The following is a 20,693-nucleotide window of genomic DNA, read 5'->3' on the forward strand; positions in this document are numbered from 1 at the left end:
GAGCACGATCCTAAACCGGCCCCGCCTGGAGAACCCCGACCTGTTGCCAGGCGGCGCGTACCTTGCGCTGCTCGTCGCCGTCCGCGCCGAACAGTTCCCCGGCCACCTGCACCGTCGCCGCCGCGGCCTGCCGGAAGTCGGAGCGCGGCCGGAGTCGCTCGGTGAGGGCGACGTACCAGATCCGGCCGGCGCGCTCCCAGGCGTTGCCGCCGATGGCGGTGGCGGCGAGGTAGAAGGCGTGGTTGGGGATGCCGGAGTTGAGGTGGACGCCTCCGTGGTCGTTGGAGGGGTTGCCGTCGTCGGGCAGGTCCAGGTAGTCGCGCATGTGCGCGGGCTGGCGGTCGCGGCCACCCGTGGGGGTCGACCAGGCGGTCCCCGGCGCCTTCAGCGACCGCAGGGCCGTCCCGCGCAGGGCGCTGCCCAGGATGCCCTCGCCGATCAGCCAGTCGGCCTGCTCCGCGCTCTGCCCGAGGCCGTACTGCTTGACGAGGGACCCGAAGACGTCGGAGAACGACTCGTTGAGCGCCCCGGACTGCTTGCTGTAGACCAGGTGCGCGGTGAACTGGGTGATGCCGTGGGTCAGCTCGTGGGCGACGATGTCGACGGCCTTGGTGAGAGACCCCTTGTTGAAGATCTGCCCGCTGCCGTCACCGTAGATCATCTGGAAGCCGATCCAGGCGGCGTTGTCGTAGTCGTTCCCGTAGTGGACCGAGGAGACGATCTCCAGTCCCCGCCCGTCGATGCTGTCGCGCCCGAAGACGGTCCGGTAGAAGTCGTAGGTGGCCCCCGCCCCGTCGTACGCCTCGTCGACCGCCGCGTCACCGAACGGCGGATCGCCCTCCCCTCGCCGTTTCCTGCCGGGAAGGTCGAAGTCACCGCCGTTCTCCGCGTCGTAGACGGTGCGCACCATGCCGGGGGCCGGCGCCACGTCGGCGATGGTGAGGGTGAGCCGGCTCAGCGCGCCGGTGACCGAGGCGCGCTGCGCCCGGGAGTTCTCCGAGGTGGCCAGGGTACGGAGCGCGGCCTCCCGCTCCTCGGGGGTGCCCTGCTCGGCGACCGCCTCGAGCAGGTCGGGGGGCGCGATGCAGCACGCGGGCATGCTGTCGAAGGTAGTCATACGCCAAGAATCGTCGCTGTCTTCGGCAACCGCATGAGTATCGCGGTACTCATGCGGAATGCCCGGTTCCGAAGGTCTGGTCCGGTGTGCACGGCGAATTTGAAGCACTCCCCACGGACGAATCCGGGGGATTCCAGCCGTCCCAAACATGCGGCTCTGCGCATGGGCGCGACGCTGTTCGCGCGTCGTCGACCGATCAGGAAATGCGCCTGCCGGCACCGGCGCTTCGCTGAAAAAGTGCTGAGGCGATGGTCAGGAAACGGACGCTCTGGGCGATCCGTGGCTTCAAACGCCAAACCAGGGGTACGGCGTACTGCTATCGCCGGGCGCCGGTGGCCGGAACCCGTGCCACCGACGCGTCGGCTTCGTCATGTCCGAAATCAGTTCTCGAAGACGGTGGAGAGCCACTGCTGCCACGTCTCAAGGGGGGAATAATGGAAAAGTCTCGTCCAGCAAAGGGAACGGTTGACAAGATCGTCGACAAGGTGGTCGATGCCGTGTCCGACGGCGGGCCGTCCAACGAGATCCCCGGCAGGCCCGGCAGGGAACCTGCCCCGCTGGAGGAGCCGACCGAACCCCGGGCACCGCTCCCGCCCAAGCCCGACCAGGCCGGCCCGGAGGTCTTCACCGCCACGGGCCGGCTCACCGACGTGCCACCGACCGCATGGGCCCAGGGCGGCGAGTACCTGACGACGGCCCAGGGACTGCGGCTGACCGACACCGATCACTCGCTCAAGGCCGGTCCGCGGGGGCCGGTGCTGCTGCAGGACCACCACCTGCGCGAGAAGATCATGCATTTCGACCACGAGCGCATCCCCGAGCGCGTCGTACACGCCCGCGGGGCCGCCGCGCACGGCGTCTTTCGCGCGTACGGCACGGCCACGACGGTGACCAGGGCGGCGTTCCTCGCCAAGAACGTCGAGACGCCGGTCTTCGTGCGTTTCTCGACGGTGCTGGGGTCACGGGGATCGGCCGACACGGTACGTGACACGCGTGGTTTCGCGACGAAGTTCTACACCGGTGAGGGTGTCTTCGACCTGGTGGGCAACAACATCCCGGTCTTCTTCATCCAGGACGCGATCAAGTTCCCCGACGTCATCCACGCCGGCAAGCCGCATCCGGACCGGGAGATCCCCCAGGCCCAGAGCGCGCACGACACGTTCTGGGACTTCGTCTCCCTGCACACCGAGGCCACCCACCACACGCTGTGGAACATGTCCGACCGCGGCATCGCCCGCTCTTTCCGGATGATGGAGGGCTTCGGCGTTCACACCTTCCGGCTGGTGGACGCCAAGGGCGCGACGACGCTGGTGAAGTTCCACTGGAAGCCCAAGGCAGGTGTGCACTCGCTGACGTGGGAGGAGGCACAACTGATCAACGGGATGGACCCCGACTTCCATCGGCGCGACCTCGCCGACGCGATCGAGGCCGGCGCCTACCCGCAGTGGGAACTGGGCATCCAGACCTTCCCCGACACCCCCGAGCAGACCTTCCAGGGCATCGACCTGCTGGACCCGACGAAGATCGTGCCTGAGGAACTGGCGCCGGTCCAGCCGATCGGCCTGCTCACCCTCAACGCCAACCCGGTCAACTTCTTCGCCGAGACCGAGCAGGTCGCCTTCCACCCGGGACACCTGGTGCCGGGCATCGACATCACCGACGACCCGTTGCTGGCCGGGCGTCTGTTCTCCTACCTGGACACCCAGATCACCCGTCTGGGCGGCCCCAACTTCGCGCAGATCCCGATCAACCGTCCCCACGCCCCGATCAACGACATGCTGCGTGACGGCTTCCACCAAGACGCGGTGCACTCGGGGGTGGCGCCCTACAAGCCCAACTCGCTGGACGGCGGCTGCCCCTTCTTCGCCGGGCAGTCCGAGGGCGGCTACCGGGAGACGCCCGTGCGGGTGCCCGCGGCGGAGAAGGTCCGCGAGGCTCCGGCGTCCTACGCCGACCACTTCAGCCAGCCGCGCCTGTTCTGGCTGAGCCTGACCCCGGTGGAGCGCGAGCATGTCATCGCCGCCTACACCTTCGAACTCGGCAAGGTCTACGAGCAGGCGATCAAGGAACGCGCCCTGAGGACGCTCGCCGAGATCGACTCGTACCTGTGCGAGCAGGTGGCCCAGGGTCTGGGACTGCCGGCCCCGAAGCCGGTGAACTCGCTGCCGTCCGTCGAGCCCAGCCCCGCGCTCTCCCAGCTCGGGCGGACCTGGCCGACCACCGGCCGGATCATCGGCATCGTCGCCGACGACGGCAGCGACCTGGAGACGGTCCGTACCCTCCGCCAGGCGATCCTGGACGGCGGCATGGTGCCGCTGGTCATCGCCCCGGCGGGCGGCATGCTCGGAGCCGACGGCGGTGACCCCGTCACCGTGCAGCGCACGTTCGCCACGGCCAGGTCCGTCGAGTTCGACGCCCTGCTGCTGGCCGGCACGCCCGCGCCGGGCAAGGACGCCTACGGCGCCCGGGACACCAAGGCCGGCAACGGCGTCACCGGAACGCCCACCGACCCGAGGGTGCTGCTGATGCTCGCCGAGGCGTTCCGCCACGCCAAGCCGCTCGGTGGCTGGGCGGACGCCGAACAGGCGCTCACCGCCGCGGGGATCGACACCGCGGCGCCCGGCGTGCTCGTCGCGGAGAGCGGCGACGCGGCGCTGGAGGAGATCGTCCGGCTACTGGGACGGCACCGGGTCTGGGACCGCTTCCCCCCCGCGGTCGGCATCGCCTGACCCACGCTGAACTGCGTCAGATCGGCGGGGAGGACGCAGGCCGCGACCGGGTGGCCCGGCCGATGCGCGGCCGGGCCCCGGGATCTTTCCGCTTCATCCGTGCAGGTTGCGAAGTTGGTAAGGCTCCGGGCAAGCGCGCGTGGTCCCGATCACCGAGGGTAGGCATCGGCCTACCTGAAGGGAGAGTGGCATGGCCAAGCACGACACGATGCCCGAGACGATGAGCGAGAACGACGTCGTCGATTTGCTGCTGGCTCAGCACGCGCGGATCCAGAAGCTTTTCGACGAGGTGGAGCGAGCCTCCGGTGAACAGCTGGCGGAGTCCTTCACCCACCTGGTCCGGCTGCTGGCCGTCCACGAGACCGCCGAGGAGGAGATCGTTCATCCCTACGCCCGCCTTAGACTCGACGGCGGGGACGCGGTCGTGGACGACCGCCTGCAGGAGGAGAACCGGGCCAAGCAACTGCTCATGAAGATGGATCGGGCCGGCGTCGAAGCCACCGACTTCATGGAGAACCTGGCCGCGCTCCGGGCCATGGTGACCGCACACGCCCACAACGAGGAACGCCACGAGTTCACACAGCTGCGCGCCCACACCAGCCAGATCGAGCGACGCGGCCTGGCGGTCGGTGTCAAGGCGGCCGAGGCCCTGGCTCCCACCCATCCCCACCCGGGTACGGAAGGTGCTGTCAAGAACGTGCTCGTCGGCACTCCGATCGCGATGATGGACCGGGCCCGCGACGTGATCCGCCAGGCCATGGGCAAGCAACCCTGAGCCAGGACCACGATCTCCAGCTGTGGAGGGAGTCCATACCCTCGTCTCGTCTCGCAGTGCGGCGCTCCGGGCGGGACCATCACCGCCACCTCCTCCACCCGCGTCTCCGCCCTGGCCGACGCCCTTGAGGCGTTCGTCGCCGATCCCGAACAGGCGGTACGGGCCGGCCGGGCGGCCCGCGTCTCCGCCCTGACCCGCTACGGTCTCGGCCGCTTCCCGGCGGACCGGGACCCCCTGATCGCCGGGATCAGCGGATGCGCCCGGAGCGTTTCGCGGAGAACGCGATAGTCCCGATCACGCGGGGTAGACGGGGCAGATGAAGGTTCGGAGCACGATGACGGTCGTGCCGACACTGGTGGCATGCCTGACCGGCTGCGCGGCGACGGCCACCGCGCCCGCCGAGCAGGCCGCCCGGCATTTCTACCTCGCAGTGGAGAGCGGTCAGGGGCAGCGGGCGTGCTCACTGCTGACACCGGAGGCGGCGGAGAGCCTGAGCACCGGCGGCCAGACCTGCGCCACGGCCGTCCTCGGCCTCGACCTGCCCGGTGGCCGGGCGCGCGACGCCCAGATCTGGGGTGACGAGGCTCAGGTCCGGCTCACCGGGGACACGGTCTTCCTGCACCACTTCCCCCAGGGGTGGCTGGTACGCGGTGCGGGCTGCCGTCCCCGCGGCGAACGGCCCTACAGGTGCGAAGTGGAGTCCTGAGGTGCGCGCCATGTTCGTCACGACCGTCGCCGTCATCACGGTCGGCCTGATCTGTTTCCTCGTCATCGGCCTGCTGCACCGCTAGGGGGAAGGCGCATGAGACGTTTCGTCAGGGACAACTCGCTGAGTCTGTTCTTCCTGATCGCATTCCTGCTGGCGCTGGCCGGGCAGTCCGTCGCGGGCAACGCGGACGCCAACGCCCGGCGGCTCAGCGAGGGGAGCGCGCCGATCTCCTGGCCGGCCTACGTCACCTCCTCCGACTTCGCCGTAGACGTCGCCGAGAACTGGCAGTCCGAGTACCTGCAGTTCCTGCTGTTCATCCTCGTCACGGTCTGGCTGGTGCAACGAGGCTCGCCGGAGTCGAAGAAGCCCGGCGAGGAGGGCCGGGAAGGCGACGCCGAGCAGAGGATCGGACGACACGCCCTGCCCGGCAGTCCCGGCTGGGCCAAGGCGACCGGACTGCGGCAGACGCTGTACGGCAACTCCCTCGGCCTGCTGATGGGGGTGATCTTCGTACTGTCCTGGCTGGGCCAGTCCGCCGCGGGCAACGCCGCCTACAACGAGCGGCAACTCGCCCAGTTGCAGGATCCGGTGAGCTGGGCGGGCTACGTGGTCTCAGCCGACTTCTGGAACCGCAGTCTGCAGAACTGGCAGTCGGAGTTGCTCGCCGTGCTGTCGATGGTCGTGTTCTCGGTCTATCTGCGCCAGCGCGGATCACCTGAGTCGAAACCCGTCGGCGCCTCGCACGACACGACCGGCACGGGGGGCTGAAAGCCCGCCCCAGCGCATGTCACCGCCCGCCGCTCCGGCTCCGGAACGGACCTGTCGCGCGAATCCCTGTCCTCGCCCACCCCGGCGACGGCGACATCGCCGGGGCGGCGGCCAGAAAGATCCGGTTCAGGCAGCTCGGAGCCGTCGCCGGGTTCAGCGTCTTCACTCCCGTTGACGGTTGATGATGAGACCCGTGCCGCCTTACCCGCCCCTTCGTAGGACGAAAGACATCAAATAATGACATTCAATAATAAAAAGGAAAAGATTACCGGTAAACGGCATGGTCCGTCGTGGTAGGGCGGAGTGCGCGTCCGGGGGCGATCGTGAGAAGGTTCCCTTGCTCGGCGATCACAGATTCGTGACCGCGCCCGGGGAACGGGCGGGACGGAGGCGGCGGTGTTTGTGAACGGGGAAACGCGGGAGTCGCTCCCAGGGCCGGTGCGCGGCCGGTGCGCGGCGGTCACCGGTCCGTTTTCGACAGGCCCGGTGCCGGGATGCGCCGGTCCGCGAAGGACGGGCCAGGCATGACATCACTGCTGGCCATCAGCGACCTGCACATCGGTTACCAGGAGAACCGGCGCATCGTCGAGGAATTGCGGCCCACCTCCGACTCTGACTGGCTGCTGGTCGCCGGGGACGTCTCGGAGAAGGTCTCCGACGTCGCGTGGGCCCTGGGACTGCTCGCCGACCGGTTCGAGAAGGTGGTCTGGGCGCCCGGCAACCACGAGCTGTGGACCCATCCCAGCGACCCCGTCCAGCTGCGTGGCGAGGAGCGCTACCGGCACCTGGTCGAGGTGTGCCGGAACCTGGGGGTGGCCACGCCCGAGGACCCGTACCCGATCTGGAACGGCCCCGACGGCCCGATCGCCGTCGCCCCGCTGTTCGTGCTGTACGACTACACCTTCCGGATGCCCGGCTTGGCGACGAAGGAGGAGGCGCTGGCCCGCGCGTACGACAAGGGCGTGGTCTGCACCGACGAGATGCTGCTCCACCCCGACCCGTACCCGACCAGGGACGCGTGGTGCGAGGCCAGGATCGCCGAGACCGAGCGGCGCCTTTCCGCCAGGCCGCCCGGCGTGCCGACGGTGCTGGTCAACCACTATCCACTGGTGCGCGAGCCCACCCTGATCCTGCGCCACCCGGAGTTCGCGATCTGGTGCGGCACCGAGCGCACCGCCGACTGGCACCTGCGCTTCGACGCCGCCACCGTCGTCTACGGTCACCTGCACATCCCCCGGACCACCTGGCACGACGGGGTCCGCTTCGAGGAGGTCTCGTTGGGCTATCCACGCGAATGGCGTCCCCGCTCCGCCAAGCCCGGCCAGCTGCGGCGCATCCTGCCCGGCCGGCAGCCCGTCGCATGATCGAGAAGATCCTGCCGCCGTGGGTGGCGAGCGCGGAGTCCTTCGACGATCCGCCGGGGGTGACGCTGTTCCCCGAGGAGGAGGCGGTCATCGCCCGTGCGGTGGACAAGCGGCGGCGCGAGTTCGCCACCGCGCGCCACTGCGCCCGCCAGGCCCTGGCCCACCTCGGGCTGCCGCCGACGCCGATCCTGCCCGGCGAGCGCGGTGCCCCCGGCTGGCCCGGCGGGGTGGTGGGCGCCATCACCCACTGCGCCGGGTACCGCGCCGCGGCCGTCTCCCGTGACGCGCTGACCGTCGGCATCGACGCCGAGCCGCACGAGCCGCTGCCAGACGGCGTCCTGGACGCGGTCTCCCTGGAGGCCGAACGGGCGGCGATCGCGCGGCTCGACGGCGGCGTGCACTGGGACCGGCTGCTGTTCAGCGCCAAGGAGAGCGTCTACAAGGCGTGGTTCCCGCTGGCCAGGCGCTGGCTCGGCTTCGAGGAGGCCCACCTTGTCTTCGACCCGTCCGGTACGTTCACCGCCCGCCTGCTCGTCCCCGGCCCCTCGGTGGCGGGCAGGGAACTGACCGGCTTCACCGGCCGCTGGCTGGTGGCCGACGGCCTGGTGGTGACCTCCATCGCCGTACCGGAAAGGCCACGCCCTGACCATGCCGCATGATCCGACGGTCCCGCCCTCCAGCCTGGAGAACACCGCGTTGTACTTCGCGATGCGACACCGCAACGAGGCCGTGGATCGCCTGGAAAGCACCGGTCGGCAGAGGCCGATCGTCACCGGAGAGCGGCTTGCGGAAGTCCGGGCGGAGGCGGGCCTGCCCGGCTCGCGTCCATCGGCCCGTCGAGGGCGACCGAGCGCTGCCGTGAGTTGAACGCCCTTCAGAGGGGCGCGCCGGCCCAGCGCCGACAGATCGTCAGCGTCTGCTGCTCGGCGGGCCTCTCCACCAGCGGCGTCCTGCCCGGCGAAGCGCGCAGCCCGTCGAGCATGACCTGCAGATAGCGGCGGTACAGACTCGGGTGGACCTGGACGGAATGCTGCGCCAGGTCGGTCACCAGCCACAGGATCATCGTCACGTCGTCACCGACGACACCGTCACGCAGATCTCCCTCGGCCCGCGCCCGGTCGAGCAGGTGCTTCATCACCTCGGCGACGAGCTCGACGGTGGGCCTGCCAAGCCGCCATCCACCACCGCCCAGCGCGACGTCCCGCAGTCCGAGGTTGTCCACCAGGAGCCCGGTGATGCTCTCCAGGAGAAGTTCGAGGCCGTCCCAGGCCCGCTCGGCCTGACCCGCTCGCTGCGCGACCTCCGCCAGCTCGCCCAGCGGCTCCGCCAGCGCCGCGTGCATGAGCTCCTCCTTGTCGGCGAAGCGCCTGTACACGGTGCCGACGCCGACGCCGGCGTGGTGGGCGACCTCGTTGAAGCCGACGGCTAGGCCACGCTCGGCGAAGAGTTCCCGGGCGGCGCGCACTATGCGGTCCCGGTTGCGCTCCGCGTCCCGGCGCAGGGCCCCACGCGACGCCGGCTCATGGGCGGCAACGGGTCGCGGCATCACGCCTCAAGCGTACCCCTAAGCGGATAGGTGGGATCAACATCACAGCCCATGCCCCCGATGAACCGGATGATCGCTATCCGCTTCTCGCTAGACTCCGGAATCGGATATGTCTTATCCGCTTAATCGATCCCCATCTCAGCCCCCCTATCACAACCAGAAGGCGAGTCCACGATGGCCGAACTGCTCTACCGACTGGGCCGGTTCACCGCCCGGCGGGCCTGGTGGGTGATCACGGCCTGGGTCGCCGTGCTCGCCCTGGCAGTCGGAGCCTTCCTGGCCTTCGGCGGGACCATGAGCTCGACGATGACCATCCCCGGCACGCCCACGGCGCAGGTGACCGACCGGCTCAAGACCGAACTGCCCGTGGCCAGCGGCGGCACCGGGCAGGTCGTCATCCACTCCAGGAACGGTGCGGAACTCACGGACGCGCAGCGCGAGGGCATCAGCGCCGCGCTGCGCAAGGTCGCCGACCTCGACGGCGTCGACCAGGTCGCCGACCCGTTCACCTCCGCCGAGGCGCGCGCGGACCAGGCGAAGAAGATCACGAACGGCCTGGCTCAGGTCGAGGACGGTCGCGACCGGCTCGCCAAGGGCCAGAAGCAACTCGACCAGGCCCGTTCACAAACCGAGGCGGCCATCGAGCAGGCCGGCTCCAACCCGCGACTCAAGGCGACCCTCGCCCAGCTCGACGCGCAGCAGGCCGAGCTCGACAGGCAGAGCACCACCCTGGAGAAGTCCGAAAAGCAGTTGCTCGTCGGACGCGACCTGCTGACCATGGCGGAGGACATCCGTACGGTCTCCTCCGACGGCTCGACCGCGACCGCGACCGTCGTCTTCGACCTGCCGCAGCAGGAGATCACCCCGGAGACCAAGGAAGCCGTCACCGAGACCATCGACACGGCTCTCCCCGAGAGCGTCACCGCCGACTACTCCGCCGAGATCGCGCAGGGCGAGATCCAGCTGGGCGGCGTCGGCGAGGCGGTCGGCCTGGTCGTCGCGGCGATCGTGCTCATCATCATGACCGGCACCCTCGTGGCCGCCGGGCTGCCGATCCTCAACGCGCTCTTCGGCGTGGGCGTGGCCGTCGCGGGAGCCATGGCCCTGTCCGGCACCATCGAGATGACGTCGGTGACGCCCATCCTGGGCGCCATGCTCGGCCTGGCCGTCGGCATCGACTACTCGCTGTTCATCCTGCACCGCCACCGCCGCCAGTTGAAGGCGGGCATGGCCGTAGAGGAGTCCATCGGGCTGGCCAACGGCACCAGCGGCAACGCGGTGGTCTTCGCGGGCAGTACCGTGCTCATCGCACTGCTGGCCCTCAACGTCACGGGCATCCCGTTCCTCGCGCTGATGGGAACCGTCGGCGCCGTCGCCATCGCCGTCGCGGTGCTGCTCACCGTGACCATGACCCCGGCACTGCTCGGCCTGCTCGGGCACCGGCTGCTCCCGCGGCGTGACAGGAACTCCGCCGCGAAAGCCGCAGGGAACGCCGCGACCCCGGCGGCGCCCAAGCAGGTGCGGCCGACGACCACCGGCCGTGCCGTACTGCGCATCGTGATCGGCGTCGGCGCGCTGGCCCTCATCGCGCTGCCCGCCGCCTCGATGCGCCTCGGCCTGCCCACCGGCGCGTCCGAGGCCGCCGACTCCACGCAGTACCGCGCCTACAGCGCCATCACCGAGAGGTTCGGTGCCGGCGCCAACGGGCCCCTGATCGTCGTCGCCGACCTCGGCCACGGCGTGACCGGGGACGGCCTCGCGCCGGCGCAGGCCGGCCTCGGCAAGCAGCTCATGGACGTCGACGGTGTGACCGCGGTCGCCCCCATCGGCGCCAACGACAAGGGCACCGTCCTCGTCTTCCAGGTCGTCCCGACCGGCGGACCGACCTCGGAGTCCACCGAGGGCCTCGTCCACGACCTGCGCGGTCGTACCCTTGACCTCGACTCCGACGACGTCTCCCTGTCCGTCGCGGGCAGCGCCAGCGCCAACATCGACATCTCCGAGAAGCTCGCCGACGCCCTGCCGACCTACCTCGTGCTCGTCGTCGGCCTGTCGCTGCTCATCCTGATCGTCGTGTTCCGCTCGATCCTGGTGCCTCTCATCGCCACGGGCGGCTTCGTCCTGTCGCTGTTCGCGGCGCTCGGCGGCGTCACGGCCGTTTATCAGTGGGGCTGGCTCGGCAGCGTCTTCGGCGTCACCGATCCCGCGCCGATTCTCAACTTCCTGCCGACCCTGCTGGTGGGCATCCTGTTCGGGCTGGCCATGGACTACCAGCTCTTCCTCACCTCAGGGATGCGTGAGGCCTACGCGCACGGTGCTCCCGCCCGGCAGGCGGTTACCGAGGGCGTGCGTGCGGGCAGGGCTGTGGTCACCGCCGCCGCGGTCATCATGATCTCGGTCTTCGGCGGGTTCATGTTCTCCCACATGACGATGATCCGGCCGGTCGGATTCGCCCTGGCCTTCGGCGTGCTCGTCGACGCCTTCGTCGTGCGCATGCTGATCATTCCGGCGGTCATGCACCTGGCGGGTGACAAGGCGTGGTGGCTTCCGCGGTGGCTCGACCGCGTCCTGCCTGACGTGGACGTCGAGGGCGCCAAACTGGAGCGCCACCACCAGGCTGCGCCGGTACGGATCCCTGAGACCGCTGTGCGCTGACGGCAGCCGCCCGACCGCGCGGTCGGGCCATCCGCCCCGTGCCCGGCGCGGCGGGCGGGTCACACGACTCCTGCCTTGTGCGCGAAGACGGCCATCTGCAGGCGGTCGCGGAGGTTGAGCTTGCACAGCAGGTTGGAGACGTGGAACTTGACGGTCGCCTGGCTCACGTACAGCCTGCTCGCGATCTCGGTGTTGTTCAGCCCGTCGGCGACCAGGACCAGCACCTCGTGCTCGCGCTCGGTGAGCGACTTGACGGCCTCGGGCGGGCGGTAGGGCAGCCCGTTCTCGAACCGTCGCAGGAAGCTGCTGGCGACCTGCGGCGCGAAGAACGCCTCACCCCGGGCGATCGCCCTGATCGCCCCCACCAGCTCGTCCTGGTCGCTGGAGCGCAGCAGGAAGCCACGGGCTCCGGCGCGTACCGCGTCGAACATGGTCTCCGGCTGCTCGGTCAGGATGACGCTTCGCACCGGACCGGCCAGCGAGTCGGCGCGGAGCCGCTCGGTGACCTGGATGCCGTCGAGTCCGGTGAGCCGCTCGTCGACGAGTGCCACGTCGGGCCGCAGGCCGCGGGCCTTGGAGACCGCCTCGAATCCGTCGCCGGCGTCCCCCACGACGCGCAGCCCCGGTTCGGCCGCGAGGATCGAGCACAGCGCCGTACGCAGCAGCCTCTCCGAATAGCAGATCAGAACCCGGATATCCGTGGTCGAGCTGTTCGTCACCGTCTCACCTCAGACGCGCGAGGGTGAGGTGCCTGGACGGGGCGAGCCCCACGAGCGGTTCCCTGCCGGTGACGACGACGGCGGTGAAGCCGAGCGTCAGCAGCGGCGGCAGGCGGTCGGCGTCCCGCGCGCCGTCGGCGTCGTCGACCAGCAGCAGGCACCGCCCGCCCGAGGCCGGGGAGGTCATGCGATCGATGCGCGCCAGCCGCACGGCGGCGCGCAGCCCGCCGGGGTCGCGCCGGTCCCGGCCGAGGTCGAGGAAGAGCACGTCCAGCGCCATCCGCTGGCGCAGCACGTGGGCGCACTGGACGGCGAGGGTCGTCTTGCCGACTCCGGCCGGGCCCGTGACGGTCACCAGCGCGGGTTCCCCGCCACCTGAGGCGACCGACACCACCTCCTCGACCTCCCGCAGCAGCGGGAGCCGGCTCAGCGCGACGGTGCCGCTCACCGAGGGCAGGCCCCACTCCGGAGGCGGTGCCACGGCGGGGGCGCCGAGCGAGCGGGGCGGCGCCGCCTCGAAGGTCACCCGGTCCTCACCGGTCAGTTCAAGGGCGGCGGCCAGGCGGCGCACCGAGGTACGGTGCGGGTAGCGGGTGCGGCCCCGCTCAAGGTCGCGCAGCGTGCGCACGCTCAGGCGGGCGCGTTCGGCCAGCTCCTCCTGGGTCAGCCGCGCCTTGTCGCGATGGGTGCGCAGTAGCTGAGCGAATCCCAGGCTGTCGGACAACAGTGCAGACCTCACGTGAATCCTCCCGGTGACGACCAGATGCCGTCAACGTAGGAAATGCCGACTATCGTCGGATATCGCCCCGATATCGCCGGTCATTCCTCCTGGTCACCCCCCATACGCGCTGGCAGCGTGAGATGCATGCTTCCGACAGGACGGATACGACGGGGCCCGGCGCCGCTACTGGACGACGCGGTCCTGACCCAGCGGTTCGACTGGGAGACGCGCACCCTGCTGCGGCACTACCGCTGGATCGAGCTGACCCACACCGGTGAGTACGCCCGCATGGGACTGCTCGACCGGGACGCGGCCGAGCGGATCCGCCGGGCGGTACTGGACCTGACGCCCGAGCAGGTCGGCGCCGAGCGTGCGGCGGCCATGTCGGATCCGCTGTTCGCCCTGGAGCGGTGCGTCCAGGCGCACGTACCCGAGCGCGCGCACGCCTGGCACGTCGACCGCAGCCGCAACGACATCCAGGCGTGCGCCCAGCTCATGCTCGGCAGGGAACGTCTGCTGGAGACCGTGGCCGCGGTGAGCCGGCTGGCCCGCGCCGCGCTGGAGACCGCGGCCGGGCACACCGAGTCGGTCATGCCGGGATACACCCAGCACCAGACCGCGCAGACCATGACCTTCGGCTTCTACCTGGCCGCGCTCGCCGAGGCGGTTACCGGTGCCGCCGAGTCACTGCAGGCGCTGTTCGACGCGGTCAACCTCTGCCCGCTGGGCGCCGGGGCGATGGCCGGTCTGGAGCTGCCGTGGGACCGGGGGCGAATCGCGGTCGCACTGGGTTTCGACGGCCCGCAGCCGCACGCGTTGACCTCGGTCGCCTCCCGCGCCTGGGTGCTGCGCACGGCCGGGGAGCTGTCGGTGCTCGGCACCACGCTGAGCCGCTTCCTGACCGACCTGATCTGGTGGAGCGGGTCGAGCTGCCGCTTCATCGACCTGCCGGACGAGCTCGCCGGCATCTCCTCGGCGATGCCGCACAAGCGCAACTTCCCGATCCTGGAACGGGTCCGCGGGATGAGCGGCCACCTGGTCGGGCTCTCGTACGACCTCATGATCGGCCAGCGCAACACCGGCTACACCAACCTCGTGGAGGTCTCCAAGGAGAGCACCCGCTTCCTGGAGGACCTCTTCGCGACCTGCCACACGATGCTGGCGCTGTTCGAACGGGTGGTCACGGACGTGCGGTTCCACCCGGAGCGGGCCCGCCGGGTGGTGCGGGACGAGCTGATGGCCGCCTCGACCGTCGCCAACCACCTCACCCTGGAGCACCGCGTGCCGGCCAGGGACGCGCAGGTGCTCGTCGGTGCGTGGATCTCAGCCGCCCTGGAGCGGCTCGGCCCCTCAGGCACCCTCACCCCCGACCTGCTCTCGGCGGCGGACCTGGCCGCCGCGGGCGAACGACTCGGCTTCACCCTGGCCCTCACCGAGGACGAGGTACGCGAGCTGCTGGATCCGGAGGCGGGCGTGTGGCGCAGGCAGACCGCCGGCTCGACCCGCCCCGAGCAGGTCCTTCTCCTCCTGGAGCAGGTCGGCGACCGGCTGGCCGCCGTCGACCAGGGAGCCGCAGAGCGGTCCCGATGGCTGCGAGACGCCTGGGAGCACACCACCGGCACGAAGGCGGGCGAGCTGACATGACCATCCAGATGCCGATCCGGGAGAGCGACGGCCGCAGCGGAGGGGTCGGCCGGGGACGCGCCCCCGGCACCTTCGGCGAACTGCTGCAGGGGATCCTGGGATCCGGTACGGACTTCCTGGTGACCTTCCCCGTCGACCTGTACGTGGAGGCCGCCTTCGAACCCGACCCCCAGCTGGACCAGGTGATCGTCTCACCGCCGCACAAGAACAAGGCACGGCGCCTCGCCACCGGGATCATGTCCCACTACGGGGTGCACACCGGCGGCTGGCTGATGCTCAACAGCGCGCTCCCCGAGGGCAAGGGCATGGCCAGCTCCACCGCCGACCTGGTCGCCACCGCGCGCGCGGTGGACTCGGCCTTCCGCCTCAAGCTCCCCAACCGGCTGCTGAAACAGATGATGGCCGAGATCGAGCCGTCCGACGGGGTCATGCATCCGGGAATCACCGCGTTCTTCCACCGGCAGGTGCGGTTGCACCGGCGGATGGGCACGCTCCCCCAGCTGACCATCGCCGGAATCGACGACGGGGAGAGCGTCGACACCGTCGCCTTCAACCGGTCGAGAAAGCCGATCCCCGCTCACTGGGCGGTGCGCTACGGCGAGCTGCTCGACCAGCTCACCCGCGCCGTACGTGACCACGACCTGACCGCCGTGGGCCAGGTCGCCACCGCCAGCGCACGGCTGTTCCAGACCTTCAACCCCAAACCCCACCTGGCGGCGGTGGAGGAGATCTGCCACGACGTCGGCGGGCTCGGCACGGTCGTCGGTCACAGCGGTACCTGCCTGGGCATCCTGCTGGCCCGGCACGATCCCGAGCACGGTCCCCGGCTGGCCCGCGCCCTCACGGAACTGGAGCGGCTGGGGCGGCCCCTCATCGTCTGTAGGAGCACAAGCCGGACATGACACTCAGAACTGATGCCATCGACGCCATCGGCCGTACTCCGCTGATGCGCCTGCGCGCGACCGGCGGGGCGACCGTCCACGCGAAGCTGGAGCTGGCCAACCCGTACGGAATGAAGGACCGCGTCGCCCGGCAGGCGATCCTGACCGCCAGGGCCGAGGGGGTGCTGGCCGACGGCGGCCTGATCGTGGAGAGCTCCTCGGGCACCCTGGCCATGGGGGTCGCGCTGGTCGGCACGTACCTCGGCCACCAGGTGCACATCGTCACCGACCCACGGATCGACCCGATCACCATGGCCAAACTGGAGGCGCTGGGCGCCACCCTGGACATCGTGCCCGCCATGACCGGCAACGGCTGGCAGAGTGCCAGGCTGGAGCGGCTGCGAGCCGTGCTGGCCGCCAACCCCGGCGCGTTCTGGCCCAGGCAGTACGACAACCCGGCCAACCCCGCCGCCTACGACCGCCTCGCCGAGGAGGTGATCTCGGAGATCGGCCGGGTCGACGTGCTGGTGGGCGCGGTGGGCAGCGGCGGCTCGCTGTGCGGGACGGCGCGGGCGCTGCGCCGGACCAACCCCGCGCTGCGGGTGGTCGCCGTGGACGCCGTCGGCAGCGCCATCTTCGGCCAGCCCGACGTGCCGAAGCGGTTGCAGAGCGGACTGGGCAACAGCCTGGTCCCGGCCAACGTCGACTTCTCGGTCATCGACGAGGTCCACTGGCTGTCGGACCGGGAGGCCTTCGCCGCCACCCTGGAGCTCGCCTCGCACGAGAAGGTCTTCGCGGGCAACAGCTCCGGCTCCGCCTACCAGGTGGCGCGCTGGCTCGGCTCGCGGCTCGACCCGGACGTGTCGGTGGTGGTGATCTTCCCCGACCGGGGCGACCGGTACGTCAACACCATCTACAGCGCCGAGTACCGGGCTGCGCACGGCCTGACCGACCTTCGCCCGCCGCTCGCCCCCGAACCGATCCAGCTCACCGACACCGCCGTGAGCTGGTCCTACGCGACGCTCCACCCGGCCTGGGAGTACGCATGAACCCCGTCCTCGTCTTCGTCGAGTCCAACACCACCGGCTCCGGGATGCTGGCCTTCGCCAGGGCCGCCGCGCTGGGGTTCACCCCGGTACTGGCCACCGCCGACCCGTCCCGCTACACCGGGCTGGCGGCCACCGGAGTGCGGGTCGTCACCTGCGACACGGACTCTCCCGCCACCCTGGCGACAGAGCTGCGCCGCGCCCTGGGAAAGATCGCCGGGGTCACCACGACCAGTGAGTTCTACACCGTCGCGGTCGCCCGGCTGGCCGCCGACCTCGGGCTGCCCGGCAGCCCGCCGGAGGCCGTGGCCGCCTGCCGGGACAAGGGGCGGACCCGCCGGATCCTGGCCGCGGCCCGGCTGCCCTCCCCCGCCTTCGAACTGGTCGGCCCCCACGACGACATCGACGCCCGGGTCGTGGTCGCGCTGTCGCGGATCGCGCTGCCCTGCGTCGTCAAGCCCGTCGACGACACCGGCTCGCTGAGCGTGGTGCTCTGTCACACGCCCGGGGAGGTGGCGGCCCACTGCCGCCGGATCACCTCGGCCGCCGTCAACGTACGGGGCCAGGCCACCGCGAGGACCGCGCTGATCGAGGGCTATCTGGCAGGCCCCGAGTACAGCGTCGAGACGGTCGGCTCCGGCGGGTCGCACCGCTGTGTCGGCGTCACCGCCAAACGGGTGACGGCGCCGCCGCACTTCGTGGAGCGCGGGCACGTCTTCCCCGCGCCGCTTCCGGCGGACGAGACCCGAATCCTCGTCGAGACCGCGTTTCGCGCGCTGGCCGCCGTCGGTGTCACCCACGGTGCCGCCCACATCGAGATGAAACTCATCGACGGCCACGCGTACGTGGTGGAGATCAACGCCCGCCCCGCGGGGGGCATGATCCCCGAGGTCATCGCGCGGGCGGGTGGCTTCGACCTGCTCGACGCCCACCTGCGGGCCGCGGTCGGCCTGGACCAGTTGCCGCTGCCCGAGCGGTTCGCCCCGGCGGGGATCGCCTTCCTGCTGCCCCCCGACCACGCCGTGGCCGGGCGGGGGAGGACCGTCCTGCGGGAGGTGGCCGGGATGCGGGAGGCCGGTGCCGTGCCGGGTGTCGACACGGTGGCCGTCACCGCGCCGCGGGGTTCCGAGGTGCGGCCGGCCCGCAGCAGCTACGACCGGCTGGGCTATGTGATCGCGCACGCGCCCGGCCATCGCGAGCTGGACGAGACGCTGAAGACCGCGCTCGGCCACCTGCGGCCGGTGCTGTTCCACGAGTTTCCGCCGATCGAGATCCCCCGCCAGGAGTACCGGACCTCGTTCTCCTGAACGTCCGCCCCCGGTCGTCCCTGGCTGTCCCTGTCCGTCCTCGGCTTCCGGGCGTTCACCGGCTTTCCCGAGCGGCCCCTGCCTCCGTACCCGGAACTCCCCCGATTGGAAATCCCATGACGAGCGTGCTGGACACCCCCCACCTGGTCGCCGGAGAGAACGACGGCGGCGAGATCGAGCTACGCAGCGACACCTTCACGCTGCCCACCCCCGCGATGCTGGAGGCCGCCGCGAACGCGCCGCTGGGCGACGACGTCTACGGCGAGGACCCGACGGTGGCCAAGCTGGAACGGCTGGCGGCCAACCTGCTCGGCAAGGCCGCGGGCTGCCTGATGCCGAGCGGTACCATGGCCAACCTCGCCGCGCTGCTCGCGCACTGCCCGCGCGGCGGCAAGGCGATCGTCGGCCACGAGTCCGACCTGTACGTCTACGAGGCCGGGGGTGCCTCGATGTGCGGCGGCATCGTCTACGAGCCGCTCGCCAACCTGCCCGACGGGACGATCAGCCTGGAGGACATCGCCGAGGCGTGCACCGTCGACCGCACCGACCCGCAGATCGCCCCTCCGGCGCTGGTCAGCCTGGAGACGCCGCAGAACCGGTGCGGCGGCCTGCCGCTCCAGCTCGACTACCTCGCCGAGGTGGCCCAGCTGACCCGCTCGCACGGTGTGGCGCTGCATCTGGACGGGGCGCGCATCTTCAACGCCTCGGTCGCGCTGGGCATCACCCCCGCGGAGATCGCCTTCTACGCCGACACCGTGCAGATCTGCCTGTCCAAGGGCCTGTGCGCGCCGATCGGATCGGTGCTGGTGGGCGATCGGGCGATCATCGCCCAGGCCAGGCGGATGCGGAAGATGCTCGGCGGTGGCATGCGGCAGGCGGGCATGATCGCGGCCTGCGGCATCATCGCCCTCACCGAGATGACCGGCAGGCTGGCCGAGGACCACGAGAAGGCCGCCCGCCTCGCCCGCGGACTGGCACGGCTGCCCGGCGTACGGCTGAACCCCGGCCCGCCGATCACGAACATGGTGTTCTTCCGGATCCGTGACGAGCGCTACACCACCCGGTCGTTCATCGCCGCCGCCTGGCGCAGAGGCGTCCGGGTGGAGGAGCTGGGGCACGGGCGGATCCGGGCGGTGACCCACGCGGGGGTCAGCACCGACGCCGTCGACCGGGCGATCGGGGTCTTCGCCGATCTGCTCGCCCCCACCGGCCGATGAGAACCAACCGGGGCGGGGAGACCATGCGAACGGACGGGAACAGCACGTCGGCACAGCGGGCGGCGGCCACCGCCGAGGACGAGCCGACGGAACGACGAGGAGCGACGGACCTCTCTGACCGGGACCGGCCCGCGGAACGACAGGCGACGAGCAGCACGGCGGACGAAGCGCCGAAACAGCGGGCCGGGGGAAACACGGGCCGTCCGGGGCTGGGGCGCCCGTTTCATCACCTGTGGGCGGCGTCCGGCCTGTCGAACCTGGCCGACGGCGTCCTGCTCGTCGGCGTCCCCCTGCTCGCGGTCTCCCTCACTCGCTCACCGGCGCAGGTGGCGCTGGTCAGCGCCGCGACGACGCTGCCCTGGCTGCTGCTGGCCCTGCACGCGGGCGCGATCGCCGACCGCCTGGACCGGCGCCGGATCATGGTCCTGGCGGGCTGGTCCCGCGCCGCCGTACTGGCCGCGACGGCCGTCGCCGCCTGGCTGGACCTGCTGAGCCTGCCGGTGCTGGTGGCGGCGGTGCTGCTGGCCGGCGCCGCCGAGGTGTTCGCCGACACCTCGGCCCAGTCGGCGCTGCCGATGACCGTGGCCGGCGACCGGCTGGGCGCGGCCAACGGGCGGCTCGTCGCCACCCAGACCCTCGGCAACCACTTCCTCGGCGCCCCGCTCGCGGGCCTGCTGGTCGGCGTCGCCACCACCGCCGTGTTCGGCACGGCCGCCCTGCTGTACGCGGCCGGCGCGCTGCTGCTGCTCGGCATGCGCGGCCGGTTCCGCCCGGAGGCCGCCCCCGCCCAGGCGCTGCGCGCCGACATCGCCGACGGCATGCGCCACCTGTGGGGACACCGCGCTCTGCGTGCCCTGGCCGCCTACTCCGGCGTGCTCAACCTCGCCTACGGCGCCTACTTCGCGGTCTTCGTGCTCTGGGTGACCGGCGACGGCTCCCGGGTGGGTCTCACCCCCGCCCAGTACGGCCTGCTGGCGGCGACCCTGGCCGCCGGCGCGCTGGCCGGTTCGGTGCTCTCCGGCTCACTCACCCGCCTGACCGGCGAGAACGGCGCCCTGGTGGGCGTCACACTGCTCAACGCGCTGCTGCTGGTGGTGCCCCTTCTCCTGCCCTCTCCCCTGGCGGTCTTCCCCGCCGCGGCGGGCATCGGCGCGGCCAACGCCGTCACCAACGTCGTCTCCGTCTCGCTGCGCCAGCGGCTCATCCCCGAGGGGCTGCTCGGCCGGGTGAACGCCACCTGCCGCCTGATCGGCATGGGCGCCATGCCCCTGGGCGCCGCCACCGCCGGCCTGCTCGCCACCCTGGCCGGCCTGCCCGCCGTCTTCTGGTCCGCCTGCGTGCTCTCCCTGCTCGCGGCGGCTCTCATCCTGCGTGACGGGCAGGCCAGAGGCCCGGCACGAGGCCACCGCGGGGCCGAGAGCCACGAATGAGGCGGCGGTCCGACACCGTGGCCGGCGGCCGGGAGCCCCTGATCCAGAAGAGGCTTTTAACCAGG

At 71.0% G+C, this 20,693-nt stretch carries 17 protein-coding genes; 13 read left to right on the forward strand and 4 right to left on the reverse strand.

Annotation, left to right across the window (positions count from 1 at the left end; all coding sequences use genetic code 11):
- Window positions 1-10: 10 nt before the first annotated feature.
- On the reverse strand, window positions 11-1,117 hold the full coding sequence (locus AB0K21_RS23185; protein ID WP_343976910.1) for a M4 family metallopeptidase: 1,107 nt from the start codon (window positions 1,115-1,117) through the stop codon (window positions 11-13).
- 485 nt (window positions 1,118-1,602) lie between these two features.
- Here AB0K21_RS23185 and AB0K21_RS23190 point away from each other — a divergent pair, with 485 nt between their 5' ends.
- The 6 genes from AB0K21_RS23190 (at window position 1,603) to AB0K21_RS23215 (ending at window position 8,121) form a co-directional block, all read left to right on the forward strand.
- Complete coding sequence (locus AB0K21_RS23190) at window positions 1,603-3,846, forward strand: catalase (protein ID WP_364153023.1); 2,244 nt, start codon at window positions 1,603-1,605, stop codon at window positions 3,844-3,846.
- Window positions 3,847-4,036: 190 nt separating this feature from the next.
- A complete protein-coding gene (locus AB0K21_RS23195; protein ID WP_343976916.1) occupies window positions 4,037-4,621 on the forward strand; it encodes a hemerythrin domain-containing protein in 585 nt (194 codons plus the stop codon).
- 316 nt (window positions 4,622-4,937) lie between these two features.
- Entirely contained in the window at window positions 4,938-5,327 is a 390-nt protein-coding gene (locus AB0K21_RS23200; RefSeq protein ID WP_364153026.1) for a hypothetical protein, read from the forward strand.
- Window positions 5,328-5,423: 96 nt separating this feature from the next.
- Entirely contained in the window at window positions 5,424-6,098 is a 675-nt protein-coding gene (locus AB0K21_RS23205) for a DUF6766 family protein (protein WP_364153029.1), read from the forward strand.
- A gap of 524 nt (window positions 6,099-6,622) precedes the next feature.
- Entirely contained in the window at window positions 6,623-7,462 is an 840-nt protein-coding gene (locus tag AB0K21_RS23210; RefSeq protein WP_343976925.1) for a metallophosphoesterase, read from the forward strand.
- The gene (locus AB0K21_RS23215; RefSeq protein WP_364153033.1) at window positions 7,459-8,121 is read left to right on the forward strand and encodes a 4'-phosphopantetheinyl transferase superfamily protein; all 663 of its coding nucleotides are present in this window, start codon (window positions 7,459-7,461) and stop codon (window positions 8,119-8,121) included. The genes AB0K21_RS23210 and AB0K21_RS23215 overlap by 4 nt, the downstream gene beginning before the upstream one ends.
- A gap of 215 nt (window positions 8,122-8,336) precedes the next feature.
- Here the strand turns inward: AB0K21_RS23215 and AB0K21_RS23220 are convergent, their stop codons facing one another.
- Entirely contained in the window at window positions 8,337-9,008 is a 672-nt protein-coding gene (locus tag AB0K21_RS23220; RefSeq protein WP_343976930.1) for a helix-turn-helix domain-containing protein, read from the reverse strand.
- 174 nt (window positions 9,009-9,182) lie between these two features.
- Between AB0K21_RS23220 and AB0K21_RS23225 the strand changes: the two genes are divergently transcribed.
- Complete coding sequence (locus AB0K21_RS23225; protein WP_343976933.1) at window positions 9,183-11,663, forward strand: MMPL family transporter; 2,481 nt, start codon at window positions 9,183-9,185, stop codon at window positions 11,661-11,663.
- 59 nt (window positions 11,664-11,722) lie between these two features.
- Here the strand turns inward: AB0K21_RS23225 and AB0K21_RS23230 are convergent, their stop codons facing one another.
- On the reverse strand, window positions 11,723-12,382 hold the full coding sequence (locus AB0K21_RS23230; RefSeq protein WP_343976936.1) for a response regulator transcription factor: 660 nt from the start codon (window positions 12,380-12,382) through the stop codon (window positions 11,723-11,725).
- 4 nt (window positions 12,383-12,386) lie between these two features.
- A complete protein-coding gene (locus AB0K21_RS23235) occupies window positions 12,387-13,121 on the reverse strand; it encodes a helix-turn-helix domain-containing protein (RefSeq protein WP_343976939.1) in 735 nt (244 codons plus the stop codon).
- Window positions 13,122-13,247: 126 nt separating this feature from the next.
- Between AB0K21_RS23235 and AB0K21_RS23240 the strand changes: the two genes are divergently transcribed.
- The 6 genes from AB0K21_RS23240 (at window position 13,248) to AB0K21_RS23265 (ending at window position 20,628) form a co-directional block, all read left to right on the forward strand.
- Window positions 13,248-14,747, forward strand: a complete 1,500-nt coding sequence (locus tag AB0K21_RS23240) for a lyase family protein (RefSeq protein WP_343976942.1) — start codon at window positions 13,248-13,250, stop codon at window positions 14,745-14,747.
- The gene (locus AB0K21_RS23245) at window positions 14,744-15,649 is read left to right on the forward strand and encodes a hypothetical protein (RefSeq protein ID WP_343976945.1); all 906 of its coding nucleotides are present in this window, start codon (window positions 14,744-14,746) and stop codon (window positions 15,647-15,649) included. The genes AB0K21_RS23240 and AB0K21_RS23245 overlap by 4 nt, the downstream gene beginning before the upstream one ends.
- Entirely contained in the window at window positions 15,646-16,677 is a 1,032-nt protein-coding gene (locus tag AB0K21_RS23250) for a cysteine synthase family protein (RefSeq protein ID WP_364153041.1), read from the forward strand. Before AB0K21_RS23245 ends, AB0K21_RS23250 begins: the two co-directional genes overlap by 4 nt.
- Window positions 16,674-17,981 (forward strand): ATP-grasp domain-containing protein, encoded by a 1,308-nt coding sequence (locus AB0K21_RS23255; protein ID WP_343976951.1) that lies wholly within the window; start codon window positions 16,674-16,676, stop codon window positions 17,979-17,981. The genes AB0K21_RS23250 and AB0K21_RS23255 overlap by 4 nt, the downstream gene beginning before the upstream one ends.
- A 116-nt stretch (window positions 17,982-18,097) precedes the next feature.
- Window positions 18,098-19,198, forward strand: coding sequence for a GntG family PLP-dependent aldolase (locus AB0K21_RS23260; protein WP_364153044.1), 1,101 nt, complete (start codon window positions 18,098-18,100; stop codon window positions 19,196-19,198).
- Between the two features lie 23 nt (window positions 19,199-19,221).
- Window positions 19,222-20,628, forward strand: coding sequence for an MFS transporter (locus AB0K21_RS23265; RefSeq protein ID WP_364153047.1), 1,407 nt, complete (start codon window positions 19,222-19,224; stop codon window positions 20,626-20,628).
- The last annotated feature ends 65 nt before the right edge of the window (window positions 20,629-20,693 follow it).

The organism is Streptosporangium sp. NPDC049248 (assembly GCF_040678965.1).
GTDB classification, from domain to species: Bacteria; Actinomycetota; Actinomycetes; order Streptosporangiales; family Streptosporangiaceae; genus Streptosporangium; species Streptosporangium fukuiense.